19 protein-coding genes are annotated in these 24,494 nt (G+C 59.3%); 14 read left to right on the top strand and 5 right to left on the bottom strand.

What is annotated here, in order from left to right; translation table 11 throughout:
* Positions 1–262: 262 nt before the first annotated feature.
* Positions 263–472: a hypothetical protein gene (locus V0R60_RS18895; protein ID WP_330079999.1), complete on the top strand. Its 210-nt coding sequence runs from the start codon at positions 263–265 to the stop codon at positions 470–472.
* Positions 473–491: 19 nt separating this feature from the next.
* Here V0R60_RS18895 and norR read toward each other — a convergent pair whose 3' ends face one another.
* On the bottom strand, positions 492–2,015 hold the full coding sequence (gene norR / locus V0R60_RS18890) for a nitric oxide reductase transcriptional regulator NorR (RefSeq protein ID WP_330080000.1): 1,524 nt from the start codon (positions 2,013–2,015) through the stop codon (positions 492–494).
* 161 nt (positions 2,016–2,176) lie between these two features.
* On the opposite strand from norR, the gene norV reads away from it, so the two are divergent.
* The 4 genes from norV (at position 2,177) to V0R60_RS18870 (ending at position 8,069) form a co-directional block, all read left to right on the top strand.
* Positions 2,177–3,619: an anaerobic nitric oxide reductase flavorubredoxin gene (gene norV, locus V0R60_RS18885; protein WP_136476749.1), complete on the top strand. Its 1,443-nt coding sequence runs from the start codon at positions 2,177–2,179 to the stop codon at positions 3,617–3,619.
* On the top strand, positions 3,616–4,749 hold the full coding sequence (gene norW, locus V0R60_RS18880) for an NADH:flavorubredoxin reductase NorW (RefSeq protein WP_330080001.1): 1,134 nt from the start codon (positions 3,616–3,618) through the stop codon (positions 4,747–4,749). Before norV ends, norW begins: the two co-directional genes overlap by 4 nt.
* 157 nt (positions 4,750–4,906) lie before the next feature.
* On the top strand, positions 4,907–7,111 hold the full coding sequence (locus tag V0R60_RS18875; RefSeq protein ID WP_330080002.1) for an OsmC domain/YcaO domain-containing protein: 2,205 nt from the start codon (positions 4,907–4,909) through the stop codon (positions 7,109–7,111).
* A gap of 283 nt (positions 7,112–7,394) precedes the next feature.
* The gene (locus V0R60_RS18870; RefSeq protein ID WP_330080003.1) at positions 7,395–8,069 is read left to right on the top strand and encodes a DUF3313 domain-containing protein; all 675 of its coding nucleotides are present in this window, start codon (positions 7,395–7,397) and stop codon (positions 8,067–8,069) included.
* 12 nt (positions 8,070–8,081) lie between these two features.
* Here the strand turns inward: V0R60_RS18870 and V0R60_RS18865 are convergent, their stop codons facing one another.
* Complete coding sequence (locus V0R60_RS18865; protein ID WP_168198471.1) at positions 8,082–8,255, bottom strand: hypothetical protein; 174 nt, start codon at positions 8,253–8,255, stop codon at positions 8,082–8,084.
* Between V0R60_RS18865 and V0R60_RS18860 the strand changes: the two genes are divergently transcribed.
* Together V0R60_RS18860 and V0R60_RS18855 are read left to right on the top strand one after the other, a co-directional pair.
* The gene (locus tag V0R60_RS18860) at positions 8,254–9,066 is read left to right on the top strand and encodes a class I SAM-dependent methyltransferase (protein ID WP_136476745.1); all 813 of its coding nucleotides are present in this window, start codon (positions 8,254–8,256) and stop codon (positions 9,064–9,066) included. The genes V0R60_RS18865 and V0R60_RS18860 overlap by 2 nt on opposite strands.
* 86 nt (positions 9,067–9,152) lie before the next feature.
* Positions 9,153–10,037 carry a LysR family transcriptional regulator gene (locus V0R60_RS18855; RefSeq protein WP_136476744.1) on the top strand — a complete coding sequence of 295 codons (885 nt, stop codon included), beginning with the start codon at positions 9,153–9,155 and terminating at the stop codon, positions 10,035–10,037.
* 26 nt (positions 10,038–10,063) lie between these two features.
* Here the strand turns inward: V0R60_RS18855 and V0R60_RS18850 are convergent, their stop codons facing one another.
* Complete coding sequence (locus V0R60_RS18850; protein WP_136476743.1) at positions 10,064–11,173, bottom strand: alkene reductase; 1,110 nt, start codon at positions 11,171–11,173, stop codon at positions 10,064–10,066.
* Positions 11,174–11,320: 147 nt separating this feature from the next.
* The gene (locus V0R60_RS18845) at positions 11,321–12,211 is read right to left on the bottom strand and encodes a LysR family transcriptional regulator (RefSeq protein ID WP_136476742.1); all 891 of its coding nucleotides are present in this window, start codon (positions 12,209–12,211) and stop codon (positions 11,321–11,323) included.
* Positions 12,212–12,322: 111 nt separating this feature from the next.
* Here V0R60_RS18845 and V0R60_RS18840 point away from each other — a divergent pair, with 111 nt between their 5' ends.
* From V0R60_RS18840 to V0R60_RS18810, 7 genes are all read left to right on the top strand, one after another.
* Positions 12,323–13,330 (top strand): zinc-binding alcohol dehydrogenase family protein, encoded by a 1,008-nt coding sequence (locus tag V0R60_RS18840; RefSeq protein WP_330080004.1) that lies wholly within the window; start codon positions 12,323–12,325, stop codon positions 13,328–13,330.
* Positions 13,331–13,384: 54 nt separating this feature from the next.
* Entirely contained in the window at positions 13,385–14,569 is a 1,185-nt protein-coding gene (locus V0R60_RS18835; protein ID WP_330080005.1) for an L-dopachrome tautomerase-related protein, read from the top strand.
* Between the two features lie 48 nt (positions 14,570–14,617).
* Positions 14,618–15,271 carry an oxygen-insensitive NAD(P)H nitroreductase gene (nfsB, locus tag V0R60_RS18830; RefSeq protein WP_136476739.1) on the top strand — a complete coding sequence of 218 codons (654 nt, stop codon included), beginning with the start codon at positions 14,618–14,620 and terminating at the stop codon, positions 15,269–15,271.
* Between the two features lie 53 nt (positions 15,272–15,324).
* Positions 15,325–15,633 (top strand): putative quinol monooxygenase, encoded by a 309-nt coding sequence (locus tag V0R60_RS18825; protein ID WP_136476738.1) that lies wholly within the window; start codon positions 15,325–15,327, stop codon positions 15,631–15,633.
* A gap of 76 nt (positions 15,634–15,709) precedes the next feature.
* The gene (mdeB, locus tag V0R60_RS18820; RefSeq protein WP_330080006.1) at positions 15,710–18,373 is read left to right on the top strand and encodes an alpha-ketoglutarate dehydrogenase; all 2,664 of its coding nucleotides are present in this window, start codon (positions 15,710–15,712) and stop codon (positions 18,371–18,373) included.
* Between the two features lie 38 nt (positions 18,374–18,411).
* On the top strand, positions 18,412–19,497 hold the full coding sequence (locus V0R60_RS18815) for an L-dopachrome tautomerase-related protein (RefSeq protein WP_330080007.1): 1,086 nt from the start codon (positions 18,412–18,414) through the stop codon (positions 19,495–19,497).
* Between the two features lie 157 nt (positions 19,498–19,654).
* Positions 19,655–22,378: a cation-transporting P-type ATPase gene (locus V0R60_RS18810; RefSeq protein ID WP_330080008.1), complete on the top strand. Its 2,724-nt coding sequence runs from the start codon at positions 19,655–19,657 to the stop codon at positions 22,376–22,378.
* A 46-nt stretch (positions 22,379–22,424) separates the two neighbouring features.
* Here V0R60_RS18810 and V0R60_RS18805 read toward each other — a convergent pair whose 3' ends face one another.
* Positions 22,425–24,371 (bottom strand): alkyl/aryl-sulfatase, encoded by a 1,947-nt coding sequence (locus tag V0R60_RS18805; protein ID WP_330080009.1) that lies wholly within the window; start codon positions 24,369–24,371, stop codon positions 22,425–22,427.
* Positions 24,372–24,494 lie beyond the last annotated feature (123 nt).

Below are 24,494 nucleotides of genomic sequence, written 5' to 3'. Positions count from 1 at the left end.
AGGATCTAGTTATGGATGCATCGAAAGCGTACGGGCAGAGGCTAGACGCCAATCGAGCAGTTCGCCAATACAGATGGATCCAGAATTCCCATCCAAGGCGCAAGAAGGTGATTTTCACCCTGATAGGGTAATTCAAACCCTGAATGATTATGGTTATATTTACCGTTTAGGCTGGCCGGCCGCTGTTTCACAAGGCATTTTTCATGGCACGGCGTTTGCGCAGTGATAGGTATCCACAATCCAATGAGAGAGGGTGCGTGCCATGGCAATTGTAAATAAATATGAGTCAACACTTCGGGCATTCGGTCGTGGTGTTGCCAAGGTGTCGCGGGCGTTGCTCACCGTGCTAGGCGCAGTGTTTCCTGCGCATCGCGACGGCACGATCGGCCTGGAACTGCTCATGGGCGAAAGGATTTTCCTCTGTGGCGAAGAGCATGCTATCGATTTCATCGAGCGCGATTCGCACCGGTAAGTGGCGGGGAAGAGGGGCGCTATTTCAGCCCCAAGCGTTTCGCCATACGGTGCAGGTTGGCCACATCGATATTCAACAGGCGGGCGCACGCAGACCAATTGTCTGCGCAACGCTTAAGTGTGTTCTCGATCAGTTGCCGCTGAAAATTGTCGGTTGCATCGCGCAGTCCTTGATCAAGGTTGGGCACGGGCGCCTGCTGGGCCGCCGTTGGGGTATCGAGCTGCCCCCCTAGCAGATTGAAATGCTGGGCTTCGAGCTGCAGCGCTTCGCTTTGCTGGGTCGCCCGGGCCAGTATGGTTGCCCGGTACACCGCATGCTCCAGTTCGCGAACGTTGCCTGGCCACGTGTATTGCATAAGCTGCGACAGGCAGTTTGTCGCCAGCGCCACCCGCTTCAAGCCCATGCGTACTCGGCTTTGTTCGCAGAAAAAGCCTGCTAGCAAGGTGATGTCCTGACCGCGTTCGCGCAGCGGCGGTACATGCACCGGGAATACGCTCAGGCGGTGATACAAGTCGGCGCGAAAGCGGTTATTCATTACCTCCTGCTTCAAGTCGCGATTGGTCGCGGCAAGTACCCGCACGTTGACCCGCAAGACGGTGTCGTCGCCGACCCGTTGCAGGTCGCCGTATTGCAAAACCCGCAACAGCTTGGCCTGCAGACTGAGCGACAGCTCGCCAATTTCGTCGAGGAACAGCGTGCCGTTATCAGCCATTTCGAACTTGCCGGTGCGGTGATGAATCGCACCGGTAAAGGCACCTTTGACATGGCCAAACAACTCACTCTCGGCCACCGATTCGGGCAGTGCCGCGCAGTTCAGGTAAACCACAGGCTGGCTGGCGCGTGATGAGCTTTCATGGATGGCCTTGGCCACCAGTTCCTTGCCGACCCCGGTTTCGCCCGTGATCAAAACGTTCAGGTCCGAGCCTGCAACCATTTCGATCTCGCGTTTGAGCTGCTGCATGACCCCGCTGAGTCCGACGATTTCGGTGCCCGGTTTGCTCGCCGGTACATTGCTGATGGACAGCGGGGTAATGGCCTGGTTTTCCAGTTGCTCCACCAGCAGGGCGTTGTTCAGCGCTGCGGAGGCGAGGGCGCCGACCAGGCGCAATTCTTCGTCGCTGAAGTGATCGAACTGCGCCGGGTCCATGCCATCGATGGTCAGTGCGCCAATCAGCGTCTGGTCGGCGAACAACGGCAAGCCGATGCAGGCATGCACTTTCAATGCTTGCTGGCTGGGGATCAGTCCGTCATAGGGATCAGGCAAATGACTTTCTGCCGGAAAGCGCACTACATCGCCTGCGCGAGCGATGGCTTCGAGTCGCGGGTGGGCATCAAGGCTGAAGCGTCGCCCGAGCACATCCGGGGCCAGGCCATCGATGGCCAAGGGACGGAAGTGTTGATGGTCGTAGCGCAACAAGGCAGAGGCGTCGCACCCCAGCAACTGGCGCAGGGTGTTGATCAGGCGTTGGAATCGGTCTTGATGGGAAATGCCGCTTTGCAACTCAATGGCAATGCGCGCCAGGGATTCTACCGAGAGACTCATGTTGGTCACTTCGACAATGATTAGTCATAAAGACAGTAAACTCGAATAGTCATATCGACAATAGCTATTTTTATTTATCATAAAAATCAATGACATACGATCTGGCACGGACCTTGCCATCTCGGGTGTAGAACTTTCAATTCGACATCCGAGGCAGCTACATGTCCATTCACGTCAAAAGCAATATTCACTGGGTTGGTCAGCGCGATTGGGAAGTGCGGGATTTTCATGGCACCGAATACAAGACCCTCAAAGGCAGCAGCTATAACAGCTACCTGATTCGTGAAGAGAAGACTGTGTTGATTGATACGGTCGATCACAAGTTCAGCCGCGAATTCATCAAGAACCTGGCAGCCGAAATCGACCTCGACACCCTCGACTATATCGTTATCAACCATGCCGAAGAGGACCATGCCGGGGCGTTGACTGAGCTGATGGCGCAAATCCCCAACACGCCGATCTACTGCACCGCCAATGGCGTGGAGTCGATCAATGGTCATCACCATCACCCCGAGTGGAACTTCCACGTCGTCCATACCGGTGACACCCTGGATATCGGCAACGGCAAACAACTGATTTTTGTCGAAACGCCCATGCTCCATTGGCCAGACAGCATGATGACCTACATCACCGGCGATGCCGTGCTGTTCAGCAACGATGCCTTTGGCCAGCACTACTGCGATGAACATCTATTCAACGATGAAGTGGACCAGATCGAACTGTTCGAGCAATGCCAACGCTATTACGCCAACATCCTCACGCCTTTCAGTCGCCTGGTGACACCGAAGATTACCGAGATTCTCGGTTTCAACCTGCCGGTTGACATGATTGCCACCGCCCACGGCGTGGTGTGGCGCGATAACCCGACGCAGATTGTCCACCGTTACCTGGAATGGGCAGCGGACTACCAGGAGGACCGCATCACGCTGTTCTACGACACTATGTCCAACAACACGCGGATGATGGCCGACGCCATTGCCCAGGGCATTCACGAAGTCGATCCCGGTGTGGCAGTGAAAATCTACAACGTCGCGCGCCACGACAAGAACGAGATTCTGACCAACGTGTTTCGCTCAAAAGGTGTTCTGGTCGGTTCCTCGACCATGAACAACGTGATGATGCCGAAAGTTGCCGCCATGCTCGAAGAGATCACTGGCTTGCGCTTTCGCAACAAAAAGGCTTCCGCGTTTGGCAGTTTCGGCTGGAACGGCGGCGCGGTCGATCGTATTCAGACCCGCTTGATGGATGCCGGCTTTGAAACCACGCTGGCGCTCAAGGCCAAGTGGCGGCCCGACAGCGACGCTCTGGAAGTTTGCCGTGCGCACGGCCGTGAGGTAGCGCGCCAATGGGCGCTGCAGCCCTTGACCAACGCACAACAAGCACCGCTTGCGGATGCTGAAGTGTGCGAGGTGCAAGCGCAGGTCGATAACGGTCCGCGCATGCAATGCAGTGTCTGCCAGTGGATCTACGACCCGGCAATTGGCGAGCCCATGCAGGATGTGCAACCGGGTACTGCCTGGTGCGATGTACCTGACAGCTTCCTCTGCCCGGAATGTTCGCTAGGGAAATCGGTGTTTGACGAACTGCCGTCGGAGGCAAAATGAACAAGGATATTGTCATCGTCGGTTCCGGTTTTGCGGCGCGCCAGGTGGTCAAGAACCTGCGCAAGCTCGACAGCGATGTACCGATTCGATTGATCGCCGCAGACACCTGCGATGAGTACAACAAGCCCGACCTCAGTCACGTCATCAGCCTCAAGCAGAGCGCCGACGACATGACGCGCCAGTCTGCCGGAGATTTTGCCGAAATGTATCGGCTGACATTGAATTCGCACTGTCAGCTCACGGCAATCGATCGTGAAAACAAGCGTATCGTTGCCGGCAACGAAAGCTTTGCCTATGACAAGCTCATTCTTGCTACCGGGGCGCAGGCCATCGTGCCGCCGATCCCCGGACGCGAGTGGATGGTGACGCTCAACAGCCAGCAGGAGTACCGGCGCGCACAGGAGGCCCTGAGAGAGGCGCAGCGTGTATTGATTCTCGGCGCCGGCCTGATTGGTACCGAGCTGGCCATGGATGCCAATCGCGCCGGCAAGCAGGTCATTCTGCTGGACAAGTGCCACAGCCTGCTGGCGTCGTTGCTGCCTGTCGAAGTCAGCAGCCGCCTGCAGCACCGGCTGTGTCAGATGGGTGTGGAAATGCTGTTCAACCAGGGGCTGGAGTCCATCGAAAAAACCAACGACGGCCTGCTGGCGACCTTGTCCAACGGTCGGCGAATCACCACCGATGTGATTATTGCCTCGATTGGCCTGAAACCCGACACCACGATCGCCGCACAGGCGGGTTTATGGGTAGACCGTGGCATTGAAGTGGATGAGCGGATGTGTACCTCGGACCCGCACATCTTTGCCGTTGGTGATTGCGCGCAGATCCAGGGCAAGCTGCTGCCGTTCCTGCAGCCCATCCAGTTGAGCGCGATGGCCCTGGCGCGCAACGTACTGGGCGGCAATGAAAACGTGAAGTTTCCGGCAATGCTGGTCAAGGTCAAGACCCCGGAAATGCCCCTGCACCTGGCGGGAGAAACCAGTCGCAAGGACCTGCAATGGCAGATCAGCCTGGAGTCGCAGGGACTGATTGCCCGAGGGCTGGACATGGACGGGCAACTGCGGGCGTTCGTGGTCAGTGAGGACCAGATGAAGCAAGCCTTTGCATTGCTGCGTCAGCTGACGCTGTAGTGCCTGTCGACTCAAGAGGGCCAAGGCCGCGGTGTGTCTGGTTTCAGTTTGATGACTGGCGCCAATCAGCGGCCGTTGCGCAAAAGCGCAAGACTTCCAAGTGAAAAGCCGGATAATGGCGGCCAAATTGTTTTGCTGCTTATGATGGTAATCCCGCATGGAAATCAAGGTTAACTTTCTCGACAACCTTCGACTGGAGGCCAAGTTCGATGACTTCACGGTGGTGGCCGATCAACCGATCCGCTACAAGGGCGATGGCTCGGCACCGGGGCCGTTCGACTACTTCCTGGCTTCGTCGGCTCTGTGCGCGGCGTACTTTGTAAAGCTGTACTGCCAGACGCGTGATATCCCCACCGAGAATATCCGCCTGTCGCAGAACAACATTGTCGATCCGGAAAACCGCTACAAGCAGATCTTCAAGATCCAGGTGGAATTGCCGGCAGATATCTCGGCCAAGGATCGCCAGGGCATTTTGCGTTCCATCGAGCGCTGTACGGTAAAGAAGGTGGTGCAAACCGGCCCAGAGTTCGTCATCGAGGAAGTCGACAACCTTGATGCCAATGCCCAGGCCTTGTTGATGCTCGACGCCTCTTCCGACGCGAGCACCTATATTGTCGGCAAGGATCTGCCCCTGGAGCAGACCATTGCCAACATGTCGGGCATTCTCGCCGACCTGGGCATGAAGATCGAAATTGCCTCGTGGCGCAATATCGTTCCCAACGTCTGGTCGCTGCACATTCGCGACGCGCAATCGCCGATGTGCTTTACCAACGGCAAGGGCGCGACCAAGGAAAGTGCTCTGGCCTCGGCGTTGGGTGAGTTCATTGAACGCTTGAACTGCAACTTCTTCTACAACGACCAGTTCTGGGGTGAAGACATCGCCAATGCGGCGTTTGTGCACTATCCGGAAGAGCGCTGGTTCAAGCCAGGTCGCAAGGATGCGCTGCCTGAGGAAATCCTCGACGCCTACTGCCTGGGCATCTACAACCCCGACGGCGAGTTGCGTGGCTCGCACCTGTACGACACCAACTCCGGCAACGAACAGCGCGGTATCTGCTCGCTGCCTTATGTGCGCCAGTCGGACGGTGAGGTGGTGTATTTCCCCTCCAACCTGATCGAAAACCTCTACCTGAGCAACGGCATGAGTGCCGGCAATACCCTGGCTGAAGCGCAGGTGCAGTGCTTGTCGGAAATTTTCGAGCGTGCGGTAAAGCGCGAGATTCTGGAGCGCGAATTTTGCCTGCCCGACGTGCCGCAAGAGGTGCTGGCCAAGTACCCGGCCATTCTCGCCGGCATTCAGGGTCTGGAAGAGCAGGGCTTCCCGGTACTGGTCAAAGATGCCTCCCTGGACGGCGAATTCCCGGTCATGTGCGTGACCTTAATGAACCCGCGTACCGGCGGTGTGTTTGCCTCGTTCGGGGCTCACCCGAGCATGGAAGTGGCATTGGAGCGAAGCCTGACCGAGCTGTTGCAGGGTCGCAGCTTCGAAGGCCTCAACGACTTGCCGCAGCCGACCTTTGCCGGCTATGCAGTGACCGAACCGAACAACTTCGTCGAGCACTTCATTGACTCCAGCGGCGTGGTGTCGTGGCGTTTCTTCAGCGCCAAGCCCGACTTCGAATTTGTCGAGTGGGATTTCTCCGGTCAGGGCGAAAACTCCAACAGCGAAGAAGCAGCAACCTTGTTCGGCATCCTTGAGAACATGGGCAAGGAAGCGTACATGGCGGTGTACGAGCATCTGGGTGCCACCGCCTGCCGTATTCTGGTGCCCGGGTACTCGGAAATTTACCCAATCGAAGACCTGATCTGGGACAACACCAACAAGGCGCTGTTCTTCCGCGAAGACATCCTCAACCTGCATCGTCTCGAGGAAACCGACCTGCGTGCCCTGGTTGAGCGCCTGGAAGAAAGTGAGTTGGATGATTACACCGACATCACCACCTTGATCGGTATCGAGTTCGACGACAACACCGCCTGGGGGCAGCTGACCATTCTGGAGTTGAAGCTGCTTATCTATGTGGCCTTGCAGCAGTTCGAAGAGGCCAAAGAGCGGGTTGAAACCTTCTTGCAGTTCAACGACAACACCGTTGAGCGCGGGTTGTTCTATCAAGCCCTGAACGTGGTGCTCGAAGTGGTTATCGACGAAGACCTGGAACTTGCGGACTACGAGGCCAACTTCCGCCGCATGTTTGGCAACGAGCGGATGGACGCGGCAATCGGTTCTGTGCAAGGAACGGTGCGCTTCCATGGACTGACCCCCACCAGCATGAAGCTGGAAGGCCTCGATCGCCACCTGCGCTTGATCGAGAGCTACAAGAAGTTGCACAAGGCACGGGCCAGTGCGGTGGCCTTAACTCGCTGACAGCGTTGACAAAAAAGCACCCCAGGGTGCTTTTTTGTTGCCTGGTGATTACTTGGCTGCCTGTCACGTTAAATCCGTTTCTGCACAATAGACTTGTAAGTTGATGCGTACGCGCTACGTTTGTTCCTACACATACCTTGCAGGGCTGTTCGTCATCCGACTCATATGACAAGTGTCGCTGCTTACGCTCGTCTGGGTAATGCTGCTTTGGCAGCGGTCGGGCGCGTGTAATGGATTTTCAACTGATGTATGCCGTTGCGGTTTCGCCAAAAGGAGCGACAACATGAAGTCGAAGTACCTGATGATTACGCTGTGCGTTACCTCTCTTGCGCTTTCCGGCTGCGCCAGCAAGTACGTGGAGTCCGATCAATATTCCGGCTTTCTCAAGGATTACAGTTCCCTGAAGGAAGAGACGTCACCCTCAGGTGCGGCGGTCATGCGCTGGATTGACCCGAAAGTGAACGTGAACAAATTCAGCAGCGTCTACATCGAGCCAAGCCAGCTCTATCCCAAGCCGCAAGCCACGGAAAAAATCCCGGATTCCACCTTGCAAGGTATCACTCGCTACTACAACCAGGCGCTGCAGACCCAGTTCGCCAAGGTCCTGCCGCTGGCCAAGGGCCCCGGCCCGGGGGTGCTTGTCGTGCGTCCGGCGATTACCGCCGTGAGTGCCAAGACCAAGGGCCTGCGCCCTTATGAAGTCATTCCGATTGCATTGGTCGCCGCTGGCGTCAGTGCTGCAACCGGCATTCGTGACCAGGACACCAGCCTGTCGACCGAGGCACAATTCATCGATGCCAGCAACAACAAAGTGGTTGCCCAGGTTGTGCGCAAGGGCGCAGGCACCGAGCTGGAAAACTCCGATCAGGTCATGACTGCCAACGATGCAAAAGCGGTGCTCGATGGCTGGGCCAACGACATGGTCAAATCCTACGAGCAACTCAAGGCCAAGCGCTAGGAAGTGACGAGCTCAACCTGCCGCAAGCGTCGGCAGGTCGAGCTTGATCGTCAGTCGCTCGCTATGCTCTGACGTTCTATCTATGTATCCAACTCTTCTTGCACCAGCACCGGCAGCGCTTGCCGGCGTGTTGGCATAGGTTTTAGCTTGTTTGACCGCCACGCGCACAAACAAGGTGAAGACCATGAGTACCCCCCTTGATATGAATGCGTTGAAAGCACGCCAGCAAGCTGCGTGGGCCAGCGGAGACTACGCTGTGATCGGCACCACCTTGCAGTTGGTGGGCGAGCGATTGGCCGAAGCCTGCGACTTGCGTTGGGATGAAAAGGTGCTGGACGTCGCTGCCGGCAACGGCAATGCCACCCTGGCGGCCGCCAGGCGCGGCTGTCAGGTTACTTCTACCGATTACGTGCCCGAGCTGTTGAAACGAGGCGAGGAACGGGCGCGGGCCGAGCATCTGAACGTTGTGTTTCAAGTTGCTGATGTCGAAGCCTTACCCTTTGCCGACGATAGCTTTGACGCAGTTGTCTCGACCTTTGGCGTGATGTTCGCGCCGGATCAGGCGCAGTCGGCGCGAGAGCTTGGCCGGGTATGCCGGCCGGGCGGGCGCATCGGCCTGGCCAACTGGACGCCCCAAGGTTTTGTCGGGCAGATGTTCAAGACCCTGGGCCGGCATGTGCCGCCACCGGCTGGGGCGCAACCACCGTCGCGCTGGGGAGACGAGGAGCAGTTGCAGCAGTTGTTCAATGACAGCGTCGGTTCAATCAATATCAGCCACCAACATTTCAATTTTCGCTATCGCTCGGCGGCGCACTTCATTGACGTGTTCAAGACCTGGTACGGCCCGGTACACAAAGCCTTTGCTTCGCTCGATGGCGAGGCGGCTGCAGCACTTGAGCGCGACCTTGCGCAATTGTTGAACGACAGCAACGTGGGCGGTGCGTCTTCACTGGTGGTGCCCAGCGAATACCTCGAGGTCGTGATCACCCGACGCTAAGTGCACATCAGGCGGGATGCGATATTGACAGCACAAATACCGTAGACTCGATCGCATCGCCAAGTCGCTCTCGGGAACCTCGAATAATGCTTTTCGAAAATCTTGCGTTGTTTCTATTGATTGTCGAGAAGGGTGGGTTGTCTGCTGCCGGCAGGGAAGCCGGCTTGTCGCCCACCTCTGTTTCAGAGCGCTTGGGGGCATTGGAGCGCTACTACGGGGCGACCTTGCTGGTGCGTACCACCCGTTCGATCAGCCTGACCGACGAGGGGCGGGTGTTGGTGGAGCGGGTTCGCCCGTTGCTGGCTGAAGCTGAAGATATCGCAAGCACCATCAAACTGGGGACCGAGCAGGTTTCGGGCGTGGTGCGGCTCAGTGCGCCTGTCGACCTGGGGCGCAATCGCATTGTGCCGATACTGGATGAGTTTCTGGAACACCACCCGGATATCAGCGTTGACCTGAACCTGACGGATGGCTTTGTCGACTTGGCCGGGCAAGGCTTGGACTTTGCCATTCGGTACGGCGCATTGAGTGACAGCACGCTAAGGGTCAAGAAACTCAGTGAAGGGCGCAGGGTGGTGTGCGCAGCGCCTGCCTACCTCAGCAAGCACGGAACGCCGCAGCATCCCAGGGAGTTGATCGCGCATCAGTGTCTGCTGATGCGTTTCGGTAACAATATCCACCGGGAGTGGCAGTTCTGGGTCGACGGGGGGGCGTTCAAGGTGTCGCTCAGCGGTCGGCGAGTGGCCAACGATGGTGAGCAGGTACGACGCTGGTGCCTGGCGGGTCTTGGCATTTGTATCAAGTCGCAGCTCGATGTCCGTGAAGACCTGGACGAAGGGCGGTTGATCGAGTTGCTGCCCGACTACGCCTTGCAGGGGGTGGACCTGCAGATTGTCTACCCTTCCAGCCATGCGGTGCCTCGTCGCGTCCAACGCTTGATGGACATGATTGCCCTGAGGCTGGCGGCTTGACCTGCCTCAGAGCGCCGGGGGCTACCTCAACCGCGGGCCGACCACGCCGGGTAGTCGGTGTACCCGCGTTCGGTACCGCCAAACAACGCTGAGCCATCAAAATCGGCCAAGGGATAACCCTTTTCCAGGCGCAGCGGCAGGTCAGGGTTTGCAACAAATTTGCGCCCGTACGCTACATAGTCGGCGTAACCCTTGGTCAATACCCACTCGGTCAACTCTTCGTCATATTTGCCGGCGACAACAATCGGGTGATGAAAGCGTGCTCTTACCGCCTGACGGAAGCTCTCCGGGAACTGCGGCGCATCGTCCCAATCAGCCTCGACCAGGTGCAGATAGGCAATGCCTTTGCCCTGCAAATACTCGGCAGCCTCAAGAAGGGTTGGCAGGATGTCCGGGCAAGCCATGCCTCTGGCGGTCAGGAACGGCGCGATGCGGATGGCTGTGCGCGCTGCGCCGATTTCATCGCTGACGGCATCCATGACTTCCTTGAGAAAGCGCAGGCGGTTTTCTCGCGAACCGCCGTATTCATCGGTCCGCACGTTGGACGTGGTGCGCAGGAACTGGTCGATCAAGTAACCGTTGGCCGCGTGCACTTCAACGCCATCGAAGCCTGCGGCAATCGCGTTGGCTGCGGCGTTGCGGTAGTCCTCGACGATAGCGAATATCTCATCCCGGCCCAGTGCACGCGGTGTAGGGCAGGGCACCATGCTGCCGATGCCGGTTTGCGGGTCGACTTTCCAGATACTGCCTTCAAACGGGATTGCCGATGGCGCCACGGGCAACGCTCCATCATGAAAGTCAGGGTGGGACATACGCCCCACATGCCACAGCTGCAGATAAATGTGTCCGCCCGCCTTGTGCACGGCCTCGGTGACCAGGCGCCAGCCTGCGACTTGTTCTGGCGTGTAGATGCCGGGAGTAAACGAATAGCCTTTGCCCTGGGCGGAAATCTGCGTTGCTTCGGTGACGATAAAGGCGGCCGAAGCACGTTGCGCGTAGTAAGCGGCATTCAATGCATTGGGAATGTCGCCGGGTTGGCTGCTGCGCGAGCGCGTCATCGGCGCCATTACCACACGGTTGCGGGTGAAGTGGCTGCCAACAGTGGCGGGGGTAAACAATTGGGATGGACTAGGCATCGGCGCTTCCTCGTAAACTCGGGTGGGAGTTGATGAAGGCGAGCTTAGAAGTAGCGGGCTGGTTTGATAATCACCGCCAGCGGGAAATCATATTTTGCTTTTTCCGGATAATGCGCCGTGGGTGTCGCGGACTGGCGGTGAAACGCCTCAAACACGCTTGAGGGTCACCAGTTGTTGGCTGAGCCAGCTATGCAGTTGGCTCACCGCTGGTGAGACCTGTTTGCGATGGGGGCAGACCAGGCTCAACGGCAACGGCTCGCCGGGGTGATCTTGCAAAAGCACCACCAGGCGACCGGCTTTAACGTCGGCACTGACATCCAGCCAGGACTTGAAGGCAATGCCTTCGCCCTCGACCGCCCAGCGCCGTGCCACATCAGCGTCATCGCTGAACAGCGGGCCGGATACCTGGACCGTCTGCGCGCCCACCCGCCACTTGTCATAGACCCGGCCGCTTTGCAGGTAGAGCAAGCAGTCGTGGTCGAGTAGGTCGGTGGCGACCGTCGGGCTGCCCTTGCGCAACAGATAGTCTGGGGAGGCGACCAATACACGCCGGTTCCAGGGCGCCAGCGGCAGGGCAACGTAGTTGGCATCGTGGTTCAGACCGTAGCGAATGGCGACATCCACGGGCTCGCGAAACAGGTCGGCGATCTGGTCGGACAGAAAAAAGCGCAAGTTGAGCTGAGGATGCTCGCGTCGAAACGCCGAGAGCCACGGCAACAAAATATTGCGTCCCAGGTCTGAAGGTGCGGCGACCTGGAGCACGCCGCGCAACGGGGCATTCTCGCTGCGCAGGGTTTCTCGCCCGTGCTTGAGGGTTTCCAGTACCGACACTGCGGTCGGCAGGTACTGCTCGCCCTCGGCAGTCAGGCGCAGGCTGCGGGTTGTGCGGGCAAACAAACGCACGTCGAGTTCGCGCTCAAGGCGCTTGATCGCTGCTGCCACCTGGCCCGGCAGCAAGTCCGCCTCCAGTGCGGCGGCAGTAAAGCTGCCGAGGGCGGCGCTGCGCACAAACATGCCCAGATCATCAATACGGATCATTTTCACTCCTGCAGTGAAAGTGTTGGCGCATTCTGCCGGTTTTTCTTTGTTCTGGGGAAGGCAAAACTACGCCCATGTTGTGCATCAGCCCATCCCTGACAGCGAGTTGCCATGAAAGTCATCACATTTACCCAGAACGGTTTACCGATCGAAGATCCAGAGTCGTTGCAGGACGCGCAAGCCGCCCGACCAGCACCGGGCCCCAACGATTTGCTGGTAGAAGTACGCGCCGTCTCGGTCAACCCGGTGGATACCAAGGTGCGCGCCGGCACCTTCGCCAAAGAGCCAAAAATTCTTGGTTGGGATGCGGCGGGGATTGTCCGCGAAGTGGGGTCGGCGGTGAGCCTGTTCCGCCCTGGCGATGAGGTGTTCTACGCCGGCTCCATTGCCCGCGACGGCAGTTACAGCGAGTTTCAACGGGTGGACCAGCGCATCGTCGGACGCAAGCCGCACACCTTGAGCGCCGCTCAGGCTGCGGCCTTGCCGTTGACCTCGATTACTGCCTGGGAACTGTTGTTCGACCGCCTTGGCGTTGCCGAAGGCGCGGGCGAGGGCGATTCCCTGCTGATTGTCGGTGCGGCGGGCGGCGTGGGTTCGATGCTGGTGCAGTTGGCGCGCAAGCTGACCAAATTGACGGTGATCGGCACGGCTTCACGCCCGGAAACTGCCGATTGGGTACGCGACCTCGGCGCCCATTTTATTGTCGACCATACCCAGCCACTGTTGGCTCAGTTGCAGGAACTTGGTGTGGGCGAGGTCAGTCATGTTGCCAGCCTCAACGGCACCGAGCAGCACTTTCTGCAATTGGTCGAGGTACTGCGACCGCAAGGGCGCCTTGGTGTGATCGACGACCCGCAAAGTCTCGATGTGATGCCGCTCAAGCGCAAGTCGCTGTCGTTGCACTGGGAACTGATGTTCACCCGCTCGCTTTATGAAACGCCGGACATGATTGCCCAGCATGTGTTGCTCAATCGTATTGCCAGCCTGATTGACGAAGGCGTGCTGCGCACCACGCTGGGCGAGCACTTCGGCCCGATCAACGCCGCCAATATGCGCCGCGCCCATGCGTTGGTCGAGAGCGGCAAGGCAAAAGGCAAGATCGTTCTCGAAGGTTTCTGAACATTACCCCTCGCAAACTGATGGGCAGCCAGGCTGCACCCCAAGGAGCGCACCATGCGCAATAAAACACTGCCTGCAGCACTTGCACTGGCCTCGGCAGCCACACTCACGGTTTCGTTGGCGTATGGCATCACCGCGGTCGAGGTACCGGCCCAGGCACCTGCAGACCGAGCCTTTGGCCGCCTCGAACAGGTGCACGCGTTCTACGACGCGATGCCCACCGGGGTCACGGTCACCGAGCATGGACGCATCTTCGTCAACTTCCCGCGCTGGGGCGACAAGGTGCCGTTTACCGTTGGCGAGATTCGCGATGGGCAGGTGGTGGCCTATCCTAATTTGGCGTTCAATCAGGAACACCCCAGTGATCTGGGCAAGGGTTTGATCAGCGTCCAGAGCGTTGTCGCCGATGGGCGCGGGCGGGTCTGGCTACTGGATACCGCGGCACCTGGTTTCGCCGAGCCGAAGCCGGGCGGCGCCAAGCTGGTGGCCGTGGACCTGGCCACCAATCGTGTGGTCAAGACCCTGGTGTTCCCCGACAACGTCATGTTGCCCACCACCTATGTCAACGACATGCGCTTTGACTTTCGCAAGGGGGCGCAGGGAACCCTCTACGTCACCGACTCATCGCTGCGCGGCCCGGGGGCGATCATTGTCATGGATATCGCCAGCGGTAAAGCCATCCGACGCTTGAGCGGTGCCAGATCGACCTCGGTCGACCCCGATTTCGTTCCAGTCGTCGAGGGTTTGCCGGTAACCGTCGAGGGTCCTGACGGCACTCGTAAACCCTTGGGAGTAGCCTCCGATGGCATTGCCTTGTCGGCCGACGGCAAGACGCTCTACTTCACCCCGCTGTCCAGTCGGCACCTGTACGCGGTGGCCACTGACCTGCTCATGAACCCGCAGGTCAGCGAGCAGCAACTGGACGCTGCGGTGCAGGACTTGGGCGAGAAGGGCGCATCGGACGGTATGGAAGCCGATGCCGACGGTGCGATCTACGCCGGCGACTACGAGCACAACTCGATTCGCAAGCGCCTGCCCGACGGCACCTGGCAGACGCTGGTGCATGATCCGCGGCTGCTTTGGCCCGACACGTTGTCTATCGGCCCCGACGGCTACTTGTACTTCACGGCCAATCAGTTGCACCGCCAAGCCGGCTTTCGTTCCGGGCAGGACCAACGCCAAAAGCCCTACAGCTTGATGCGCCTGAAAATCGACGCAGCGCCTGCACCCACCCATTGAAGCGTGAAGCACCCCCCCTCAGCCATCTTTACGAGAAGGAATCCAGCCATGGATATCGTCAGCTTGTCGCAACGCCGTTACACCACCAAAGCCTTTGATGCTAGCCGCAAAGTGCCCGCCGCTACCTTGCTGGCGCTGTTCGAGCAACTGCGCAACAGCCCATCCTCGGTGAACTCCCAGCCGTGGCATTTCGTTGTCGCCGAGCAGGATGAGGACCGCGCACGAATTGCCCGCAGCACCGAGGTGGGTTTTGCCTACAACCAGGCAAAAATCCTCAATGCCTCCCACGTCATTGTCTTTTGCACCCGTACCCACATGCCGGATGAGCACCTGCAGGCGGTGCTGAGCCAGGAAGCGGCAGATGGACGCTTCCACAACGCTGAAGCAAAAGTGGGCCAGGACCGTGGCCGACGCGGTTACGTCGACCTGCATCGCTATGACCAGAAGGACGTCCAGCACTGGATGGAAAAGCAGACCTACCTGGCGCTGGGCACGCTGCTGCTTGGTGCGGCGTCCTTGGGTGTCGATGCCACGCCCATGGAAGGCTTTGACAGCAAGGTGCTCGATGCTGAGTTGGGCCTGCGGGAAAAGGGTTTCACCAGCCTGGTAGTGGTCAGCCTCGGTTATCACAGCAGCGAAGATTTCAATGCCGGCCTGCCTAAATCCAGGTTGCCAGCCAAGTCACTGTTCACCTTTCTGTGAACACCCAGTCACCTACCTTTGAATGTTCAAGCGTGAATGTTGGAGCGTGAATGATGAGCGACGATAAAAAACCCTTGGTCTCCATCGCGGTACTCATCGCCCGAGAGGGGCAACAGCAGGCGTTGAAGCAGGCCTTGTTGGCCCTTGTCGAGCCAACCCGGGCCGAGCCGGGCAATCTTGACTATGTGCTGTTCGAAAACCGTGATGAGCCAGGCACTTTCTACATGCGTGAAGCCTTCCGCGATCAAGCGGCCCTCGATGCGCACTTTTCCATGCCGTATTTTCAGCGCTTTGCAGCCGCCAGCGACGCGCTGCTTGCCGAGCCCCTGAAGCTTTTGTTCCTGGAGCAGGTTTCAACCTGAGCGCCTGTTTCAATCCCCCAGACCGCCAGGCGCGCAAGGCGCGTGGTGGTTACTCCAGCCTGTCGAGAGCTGTGCCATGAACGATTTCGCACAAAAAGCAACGCTTGCAGCACCTGCCCACGAAGACGTGGATGTGGTCGAGACCAACGAATGGCTCGAGGCCCTGGCCGGTGTGGCCAAGGTCGGCGGCGCGGCGCGGGTCAGGTTTCTACTGCAGCGCCTGGCAGAGCAGGCCAATAGGCTGGGCCTGCAGTCGACCGCAAGTGCCTATTCGCTGTACCAGAACAGCATCGCGCTGGAGCAGCAACCGGCGTATCCGGGCGATCTGGTGATGGAGGAGCGGATTACCTCGATTATTCGCTGGAATGCGCTGGCGATGGTGGCCAGCGCCAACAAGGCCTATGGCGAATTGGGCGGTCACATCGCCAGCTACGCCTCGGCAGCAGAGATCTTCGAGGTGGGTTTCAACCATTTCTTTCGCGCCAGCAACGAGCACGGCCATGGTGATCTGGTGTACTTCCAGGCGCACTCTGCGCCGGGCGTGTATGCACGCGCCTTTCTCGAAGGTCGCTTGCAGGAGGAGCAACTGCAGCGCTACCGGCAAGAGGTCGACGGGGGCGGCTTGTGCTCTTACCCGCACCCCTGGTTGATGCCTGACTTCTGGCAATTTCCAACCGGCTCGATGGGCATCGGCCCGATCAATGCCATTTACCAGGCACGCTTTCTGCGCTACTTGCAGCATCGCGGTATCGCCTCGACCGAGGGGCGCAATGTCTGGGGTGTGTTTGGCGACGGTGAAATGGACGAGCCCGAGTCGGTCGCGGCGTTGTCGTTGGCTGCGCGGGAAAACCTCGACAACATCACCTTTGTCATCAACTGCAACCTGCAGCGTCTGGACGGCCCGGTAAGGGGCAATGGCCAGATCATTCAAGAGCTGGAATCGCTGTTCAGCGGTGCTGGCTGGAATGTGATCAAAGTCCTGTGGGGCTCGGATTGGGACGCCTTGTTCGCCCGCGATCACAACCATGCGTTGCTGCGTCACTTCGCCCAAATGGTCGACGGCCAGTACCAGACCCTGGGCGCCAATGACGGCGCCTACAACCTTGCGCACTTCTTCAATCAGGACCCGCAGCTGCAGGCACTGGTTGCAGACATGAGCGCGGAACAGATCGAAGGATTGCGCCGTGGTGGCCACGACTTTCGCAAGCTGCATGCCGCCTTTGAAGCCGCCAGGCGCCACCAGGGCAGGCCTACGGTTATTTTGGCGAAAACCAAGAAAGGCTACGGGATGGGCCAGATTGGCGAGTCGCGCAACACCGCGCATCAACAGAAAAAGCTCGACCTCAAAGCCTTGAAGGCGTTTCGGGATCGTTTCAACTTGCCGCTCGATGACCAGGCCGTCGAACAGATGCGTTTCTACCGTCCGGCACCGGACAGCGCGGAAATGCGCTACCTGCACCAGCAGCGTCAGGTCTTGGGCGGCTATCTGCCCAAACGTAGGCGTAAGGCCGAAGCCATTGCGGTTCCCCCACTCGACAGTTACGCGCACTTTGCCTTGAGCGCGGATGAGCGTGAGATTTCCACCACCATGGCGGTGGTGCGCCTGTTTACCAACCTGCTCAAGGACAAACAGCTGGGCCCGCGCATTGTGCCCATTGTTGCCGACGAGGCACGCACCTTTGGCATGGCCACGCTGTTTCGCCAGATCGGGATCTACTCCGCTGTTGGCCAGCTGTATCAACCAGAAGACGCCAGCGCCTTGCTCTACTACAAGGAGTCAGCCGACGGGCAGTTGCTGGAGGAGGGCATCACCGAGGCCGGGGCGATTTCTTCCTGGGTCGCCGCTGCGACGTCATATAGCGTCAACGGTGAAGCCATGCTGCCGTTCTACATCTACTACTCGATGTTCGGTTTCCAGCGCATCGGCGATTTGATCTGGGCCGCAGCAGACCAGCGTGCCCGAGGGTTTCTGATTGGCGCGACATCGGGGCGCACGACCCTTGCCGGTGAGGGCTTGCAGCACCAGGACGGCAGCAGCCAGTTGATGGCCGCGACGGTGCCCAATTGCCGTGCCTACGATCCGGCGTTTGCCAGCGAAGCGGCGGTGATCATCGACTACGGCAGTCGGCGCATGCTCGAGCAACAACAGGATGAGTTCTATTACCTCACGGTTACCAACGAAAACTACGCCCAGGCCGCTATCGAGGCGAGCCAGCATGAGGATGTGATTCGGGGCATGCGCCTGTATCAGCGGTTCGGCACGCAAGCGCCGGCCGTGCGCTTGCTGGGCTCGGGGGCAATGTTGCGCGAGGTGATCGAGGCGGCGCGAATCCTTGAGGAGCAATGGCAGGTAAGCAGCGAAGTGTGGAGCGTAACCAGCTTCTCGGAGTTGGCTCGGGAGGCGAGGGAAGTGCAACGTCAGCGCGAGTTCTCCGGTGACCTGGACGCGCGCAGCCATGTTCAGCAGTGCCTGCCTGGCAGCACGCCGGTGGTCGCGGTCAGCGACTATGTCCGCGGCTATGTGCAGTTGATTGCACCGTATCTGCAAGCCCCGCTGAGCACCTTGGGTACCGATGGCTTCGGCCGCAGCGATACCCGCTCGGCCTTGCGCCGCTTCTTTGAGTTGGACCGCCATCACATCGTCGTCTCGGCGCTGGCCATGGTCGATGCTTCGGCACATGCCAAGGCACGCGCGCAATACCGCATCGATGCCAACAACGATGCGCCGTGGAACTGCTGAGTTCGACTTGGCAGGGCAATTTTACAAGGAGAAGATTCATGTCGTTTTTGCGTGTTAGCTGTTGTGCCATGGCTGCAGCAGTGGTGTTGTCGGGGTGCGTTCACCAGCCGGCGCCGGAAAAAAAGCTTGAGGTTGCCCTGCAGAGCCACGAGCAGGTGTGGAATGCGGTGGCGCATGTTGGCGGCAACAGCTACGTTGCCGGGCCGCGCTGGACCGGCTCCACCGGCCCGCAACTGAGCATTATCGATGCCCAGGGCCGACGTACGGCGTTTCCCGATCGACCCTGGAATGACTGGGTGCCCGGTCGCGATGCACGCCAGGCATTCGTCAACATCAACGCCTTGCGCCTCGAAGGCAATGTGCTGTGGGTGGTCGACACCGGCGCGCCCGAGTTCGGTGGCGATCCAATACCGGGCGGCGCCAAGCTTGTTGCCATCAATCTGGTGGAAAAGCGCGTGGTACGTACTTACCCCTTCAGCGCGCAGGTTGCGCTACCGGGTAGCTACATCGACGATGTGCGCTTTCAGGGCGGGCATGCGTTTTTGACCGATGCCGGCAAGCCGGGGCTCATCGTTGTCGACCTGGACAGCGGCAGCGCCAGGCGCGTGCTGGATGGTCATACCTCCGTAACCGCAGGTAGCCTGCGCAACATCGTTCTCAGTGGGCAGACGCTGAACGCGCCCGACGGCCGTCCGCTGCGGGTCAACGCCGACCCGCTGGAGGTCAGTGCCGATGGTCAGTGGCTGTACTACGGACCACTGCAAGGCCCCTGGTCGAAGGCGCGCATCAGCGACCTGACGGATGCGCAATTGACCGCCCACCAGCAGGCAAGTCGTGTGCAGCCGTTTGCCGACTTGCCGCCCACGGGAGGAACGGTGATGGATGAAAAGGGCAATCTGTACTTCTCCGACCTGGCCCATGACGCGATCCGGGTACGGCGACCCGATGGACGCATCGATACCTTGATCGAAGATCGGCGTCTGCATTGGGTGGACGCGCCGTTTCTGGATAAGGAGGGAGTTTTGTGGCTGCCCGCCGCACAAATGGATCGGGTCAGCCTGTTCAACGGCGGTCAATCACGGGTGCAGTGGCCGATGACGGTGTATCGCCTGCCCACCCGCTGAGGCAGTAAAAACCTCGAGCTGTCGCCAGGCCCCAGGGTTTGTTCCATTCCCGGGGCTTGAGTGCTGATCTGTATCAAGCACTGTTGCCTGGCTGCGCGCAAAAATAGCGAATCGCTGCTTGACTCATTCACCTCAGGACGAACGCCAGGAGGACGGCATGGGATCACTGCAACCGCAAACGCGCAGCACAACCGATACCCACTCACAGCCTTGGTACCGTAAAAGCGCCGAGCAGGTCATGATCGAGCTGCAGACCAGCGTGACCGGTCTTGCCCCTGAAGAAGCCGAGGCACGCCTGCAACGCCTGGGTCCGAATGCGCTGCCGGCTAAAGCCTGCGATCCCATCTGGCTGCGCTTCTTGCGCCAATTCAACAACGTGCTCATCTATATCTTGCTTGCGGCCGCCGTGGCCACGGCATTGATGGGGCATTGGACCGATACCCTGGTGATCATCACCGTGGCGGTGATCAACGCGGCCATCGGTTTCTTTCAGGAGAACAAGGCCGAGAAATCCCTGGCGGCCTTGCGCGGCATGCTCAGCAGCACCGCCCGTGTGGTGCGTGGCGGGCAGAAGCTGGAGATCGATGCCAGCCAACTGGTCCCCGGCGATATCGTGGTGTTGCGTCCCGGCGACAAGGTGCCCGCCGATGTGCGCCTGTATGAGGTGCACAATTTACAGCTCGAAGAGTCGATGCTTACCGGCGAGTCGCTAACCGTTGGCAAACAGAGCGAAGCGCTGGACCACGACGCGCAGTTGGCCGACCGCAGCAACCTGGCGTTCTCGGGCACCAGCGTCAGCGCCGGCAACGCCAAAGGGGTGGTGATCGAAACCGGTACGGCTACCGAGTTGGGCAAGATCAATCGCATGATCGCCGCGGTGGATGAAATCGAAACCCCCTTGTTGCGCCAGATCGCGCAACTGGGCAGGCGCATCTTTCAGCTGATTGCCGGGATGATGGCGGTGTTGTTCATTGTCGGCTTCTTCTGGCACGACTTTGCCCTGGGTGAGCTGTCGCTGTCGCTGATCAGCCTGGCGGTTGCATCGGTGCCTGAGGGGCTGCCAGCGATTGTGTCGATCATTCTCTCGCTGGGCGTGCAACGCATGGCGAACAACAAAGCAATCATCCGCAAGCTGCCGACGGTGGAAACCCTCGGGGCAATGACGGTTATTTGCTCGGACAAGACCGGCACGCTGACCATGAACGAAATGACGGTCAAGCATGTGCTGATCGCCAACACCTTCTATGGCGTAGGCGGGGAAAGCTACGAGCCCCGCGGTCGCATTACCCTGGCCGGTGCCACCGAAGCAGTGGATTTCGCCGTGCACGCAAATTTGCAGGCATTTATTCGCGCCGTCGATATTTGCAACGACAGCAGCCTGCAATGTGATGAGCAGGGGCGCTGGACGGTGGTTGGCGCGCCTACCGAAGGTGCGCTCAAGGTGCTGGCGCGCAAGGCAGACCTGGCCCCGGTGCAGGTGCAGCGTTTTGGCAAGATACCCTTCGACTCGGCCTATAAATACATGGCGCGGCGCTGCGACGTGGATGGCCAACGCCTGATCTACCTCAAAGGCGCTCCTGACGTACTGTTGAGCATGTGCGAGCAACAATTGGGCAGCAATGGCCCGCAGCCGCTGGATCGTGCCTACTGGGAACGGGAGATGAGCCACATCGCCGAGCACGGCCTGCGCATGCTGGCTGCCGCCTACCGGCCAGTCAGTGACGCAGGCACCGAGATCAGTCACGCCGACGTGCGTCAGGGCATGATATTTCTTGGTGTCGCCGGGCTGATGGACCCACCACGGCCCGAGGCGATTGAAGCGATCGCGATGTGCAAACAGGCCGGTATCCAGGTCAAGATGATCACGGGAGACCACCCGGACACCGCCGTCGCCATCGCCCGTATGCTGGGCATGGGCAATGACTTGCGGGCCATGACCGGCCAGGAACTGGAACAGGCCGACGACGTTGCCCTCAAGTCGCTGGCCATGCAGCACTCGGTTTTTGCGCGTACCAGCCCGGAACACAAGCTGCGCCTGGTGCGTGCGCTACAGGCCAATGGGCAGGTGGTGGGCATGACCGGTGACGGCGTCAACGATGCCCCGGCGCTGAAGCAGGCCGATGTCGGTATCGCCATGGGCATCAAGGGCACCGAGGTCACCAAGGAAGCAGCCGACATGGTGTTGACCGACGACAACTTTTCGACCATCACCAATGCCGTGCGTGAAGGGCGCAGGGTTTACGACAACCTGAAGAAAACCGTGTTGTTCATCCTGCCCTCGAACATGGCCCAGGGGCTGCTGATCGTCATGGCCATTCTGGTCGGGGCGGTGGTGCCCTTGTCACCGTTGCAGATTCTCTGGATGAACATGGCCACCTCGACCACCCTGTCGTTCGCCCTGGCCTTCGAGCCGGGTGAGCCGGGCATGATGCGACGCTTGCCGAGAAAGGCGGGCGAATCGATTCTGAACTTCTATGCCGTGTGGCGAGTGCTGTTCGTGGGCGGCCTGCTCACCGCCGCAGCGTTTCTGTTGGAGTCGTGGATGGTTGCCGACGGCCAGGATACCAACCACATCCGCTCGATGATTCTGCACACGCTGGTAACTGCGCAATGGGCCTATCTGTTCAACTGCCGCTTGCAGGATCAGTTCTCGCTGAACATGGCGTTGCTGCGCAATGGGGCGCTGCTGACGGTGACCCTTGGTTTGATACTGCTGCAATGCCTGATCTTCTACATGCCATTCATGCAGACGGCATTTCACACCGTGCCGTTGTCCTTCGGTAACTGGATGGTGGCGTTGGGCATTGGCGTATTGGTGTTCTTCGCCGTAGAGCTGGAGAAACTGGTGGTGCGCCGTTGGAAGGCGCGCCATAGCGCCTAGGCACCTGCTGCCCACCCTCATGTTGCAGGGTGGGCAGTTGGCGGGTTTAGGGCGTAACGATGTTGAACCAGAAATTGAAGTTGTCCAGCAAGCCGGTAAAGTCGCTGAACGCTTGCGGCTGGCCTTGCAGTTTTACCTCGCCTGCCTTGATTTTCTGCTCAAGGGTTCCCTGGCCCATCTGGATACCGAGCAGGGTACTCATCTTCAGGGTCAGGCTGGCATCGGCGTTGTCGGCGGCCTGATCGCGGTAGTTGAGGACACCGTTCTCGACCCGCAGGTTGTAGTGCTTGTCGAGGTCGGTGAAATTGAGATTGAGGGATATTTTCTTGCCCGCCGCTGCCGGGCCGTTCAGGCGTACGGCCAGGTAGTCGAAGAGCATTTCCGGGGTCATGGCGCGGATCATGTCGGCGCTGGCGGTTTTCATTCCAGCACCTTGTGGCACACCATTGCGCAGTTCATAGGCACCTTGCAGGTACACCGAACGCCATGGGCCGGCTTCGGCCTGATATCCCAACTGCTCATAGGTATCAGCCAGCAGGTCCTTGGCCTGTTGGTTTTGCGGGTCGGCAAATACCGCATGTTTGAGCGCTTCGGCGACCCAGCGGTATTCGCCTTTGTCAAAGTCGAGGCGAGCCTTGTGCAGCAGCTCAGCCGAACCGCCCATGTACTCGACGTACTTCTTCGCGGCTGGAACCGGCGGCAGGTTGTCCAGGTTTGAAGGGTTGGCGTCGTACCAGCCTATGTAACGTTGATACACCGCTCGCGCATTGTGTTTCAGCGTGCCGTAGTAACCACGGTTGAACCACTCTTGATCCAGCTCCGGTGGCAAGGTGATCGCATCGGCAATCTCTTCGCCGTTGTAGCCTTCGTTCATCAGGCGAACGGTCTGGTCGTGAATGTACTTGTAAAGGTCACGTTGTTTACCGAGAAAGCGTTCAATGCGCTCCTTGCCCCAGGTCGGCCAGTGATGGCTCTGGAACTCTACATCGACCTTGTCACCGTACAATTCCAGGCTTTGTTCGATGAAGTGTGACCACTGCAGTGCGTCGCGCACTTCGGCACCGCGCAAGGTGTACACGTTGTGCATCTGCCGGGTGACGTTCTCGGCCATCCACAAGGCCTTGAACTGCGGGAAGTAGGTGTTCATTTCCGTCGGTGCTTCGGATCCAGGGGTCAGCTGGAACACCATTTTTACCCCGTCAACCGTAAGCTCCTGGCCGGTCCTGGTAACTTCCTCGGTGGGATGGATCAACGAAATCTGGCCCGTGGAAATGGTCTGGCCGAGCCCGGCAGACACGCCACCCTGGGCGTTGCGTGGCAGCATCGCACCGTACATGTACACTGCGCGTCGCGACATGGCGTTGCCGGCGATGATGTTCTCACTGACGGCATGTTCGGCGAAGTCAGGCGGTGCAATTATCCGCACCTTGCCGTCCTTGACGTCCTGTTCATTGATGATGCCGCGAACACCGCCGAAGTGGTCGGCATGCGAGTGACTGTAGACGACCGCGACAATCGGTTTTTTCCCCAGGTGCTCCTCTACCAGGGCCAATGCCGCCTTGGCGGCTTCGACCGAAAGCAGGGGGTCGAACACGATCCAACCGCTCTGGCCTTCAATGAAGGTGATGTTGGAGAGGTCATAGCCGCGCACCTGGTAGATCTTGTCGGTGACCTTGAACAAGCCGTACTGCATGTTCAGTTGCGCGATGCGCCACAGGCTCGGGTTGACGCTGTCGGGCGCGGCCTTGTCCAAGCCGATGAAGCGCTGGTACGACGCCATGTCCCAGACCACTTTGCCATTGGCATCACGGATGCTCAGTTCCTTGGGCTGGGCGATAAGGCCGCGCTGGGCATCTTCGAAGTCCTGGCGATCGTTGAACGGCAGCGCCTTGAGTACTGCAGCGTTGGCCTGGCGAGTGGCCTCGGTGGCAGGCTTTGGTGCCTGGGACTCGGCATGGGCTGCCACTGCAAACCAGGGTAATGCCGCTGCCATCGCAAGGGCCCTGGACGATCGGGTAGAGAACATGAATCACCTGTGATTGAGGGGACAAATATGTCTACCCCGCACCTTAGGTACTCGGTCTACATCTTCCAATACTGATAAAGAGTGACTCAG

The sequence above is a fragment of the Pseudomonas auratipiscis genome (assembly GCF_036324085.1).
GTDB classification, from domain to species: domain Bacteria; phylum Pseudomonadota; class Gammaproteobacteria; order Pseudomonadales; family Pseudomonadaceae; genus Aquipseudomonas; species Aquipseudomonas auratipiscis.
The sequence above is the reverse complement of the archived record's forward strand: the minus strand, read 5'-3'. Positions and strand labels throughout refer to the sequence as shown.

What these genes read in the sequence shown, in the direction of transcription:
- V0R60_RS18825 (WP_136476738.1), top strand. Translation starts at nt 15,325, where the DNA reads ATGAGCGACGATAAAAAACCCTTGGTCTCCATCGCGGTACTCATCGCC.
- nfsB (WP_136476739.1), top strand. Translation starts at nt 14,618, where the DNA reads ATGGATATCGTCAGCTTGTCGCAACGCCGTTACACCACCAAAGCCTTT.
- V0R60_RS18855 (WP_136476744.1), top strand. Translation starts at nt 9,153, where the DNA reads ATGCTTTTCGAAAATCTTGCGTTGTTTCTATTGATTGTCGAGAAGGGT.
- norR (WP_330080000.1), bottom strand. Translation starts at nt 2,015, where the DNA reads ATGAGTCTCTCGGTAGAATCCCTGGCGCGCATTGCCATTGAGTTGCAA.
- V0R60_RS18865 (WP_168198471.1), bottom strand. Translation starts at nt 8,255, where the DNA reads ATGGTCTTCACCTTGTTTGTGCGCGTGGCGGTCAAACAAGCTAAAACC.
- V0R60_RS18875 (WP_330080002.1), top strand. Translation starts at nt 4,907, where the DNA reads ATGGAAATCAAGGTTAACTTTCTCGACAACCTTCGACTGGAGGCCAAG.
- mdeB (WP_330080006.1), top strand. Translation starts at nt 15,710, where the DNA reads ATGAACGATTTCGCACAAAAAGCAACGCTTGCAGCACCTGCCCACGAA.
- V0R60_RS18835 (WP_330080005.1), top strand. Translation starts at nt 13,385, where the DNA reads ATGCGCAATAAAACACTGCCTGCAGCACTTGCACTGGCCTCGGCAGCC.
- norW (WP_330080001.1), top strand. Translation starts at nt 3,616, where the DNA reads ATGAACAAGGATATTGTCATCGTCGGTTCCGGTTTTGCGGCGCGCCAG.
- V0R60_RS18870 (WP_330080003.1), top strand. Translation starts at nt 7,395, where the DNA reads ATGAAGTCGAAGTACCTGATGATTACGCTGTGCGTTACCTCTCTTGCG.
- V0R60_RS18840 (WP_330080004.1), top strand. Translation starts at nt 12,323, where the DNA reads ATGAAAGTCATCACATTTACCCAGAACGGTTTACCGATCGAAGATCCA.
- V0R60_RS18815 (WP_330080007.1), top strand. Translation starts at nt 18,412, where the DNA reads ATGTCGTTTTTGCGTGTTAGCTGTTGTGCCATGGCTGCAGCAGTGGTG.
- V0R60_RS18810 (WP_330080008.1), top strand. Translation starts at nt 19,655, where the DNA reads ATGGGATCACTGCAACCGCAAACGCGCAGCACAACCGATACCCACTCA.
- V0R60_RS18845 (WP_136476742.1), bottom strand. Translation starts at nt 12,211, where the DNA reads ATGATCCGTATTGATGATCTGGGCATGTTTGTGCGCAGCGCCGCCCTC.
- V0R60_RS18805 (WP_330080009.1), bottom strand. Translation starts at nt 24,371, where the DNA reads ATGGCAGCGGCATTACCCTGGTTTGCAGTGGCAGCCCATGCCGAGTCC.
- norV (WP_136476749.1), top strand. Translation starts at nt 2,177, where the DNA reads ATGTCCATTCACGTCAAAAGCAATATTCACTGGGTTGGTCAGCGCGAT.
- V0R60_RS18850 (WP_136476743.1), bottom strand. Translation starts at nt 11,173, where the DNA reads ATGCCTAGTCCATCCCAATTGTTTACCCCCGCCACTGTTGGCAGCCAC.
- V0R60_RS18860 (WP_136476745.1), top strand. Translation starts at nt 8,254, where the DNA reads ATGAGTACCCCCCTTGATATGAATGCGTTGAAAGCACGCCAGCAAGCT.
- V0R60_RS18895 (WP_330079999.1), top strand. Translation starts at nt 263, where the DNA reads ATGGCAATTGTAAATAAATATGAGTCAACACTTCGGGCATTCGGTCGT.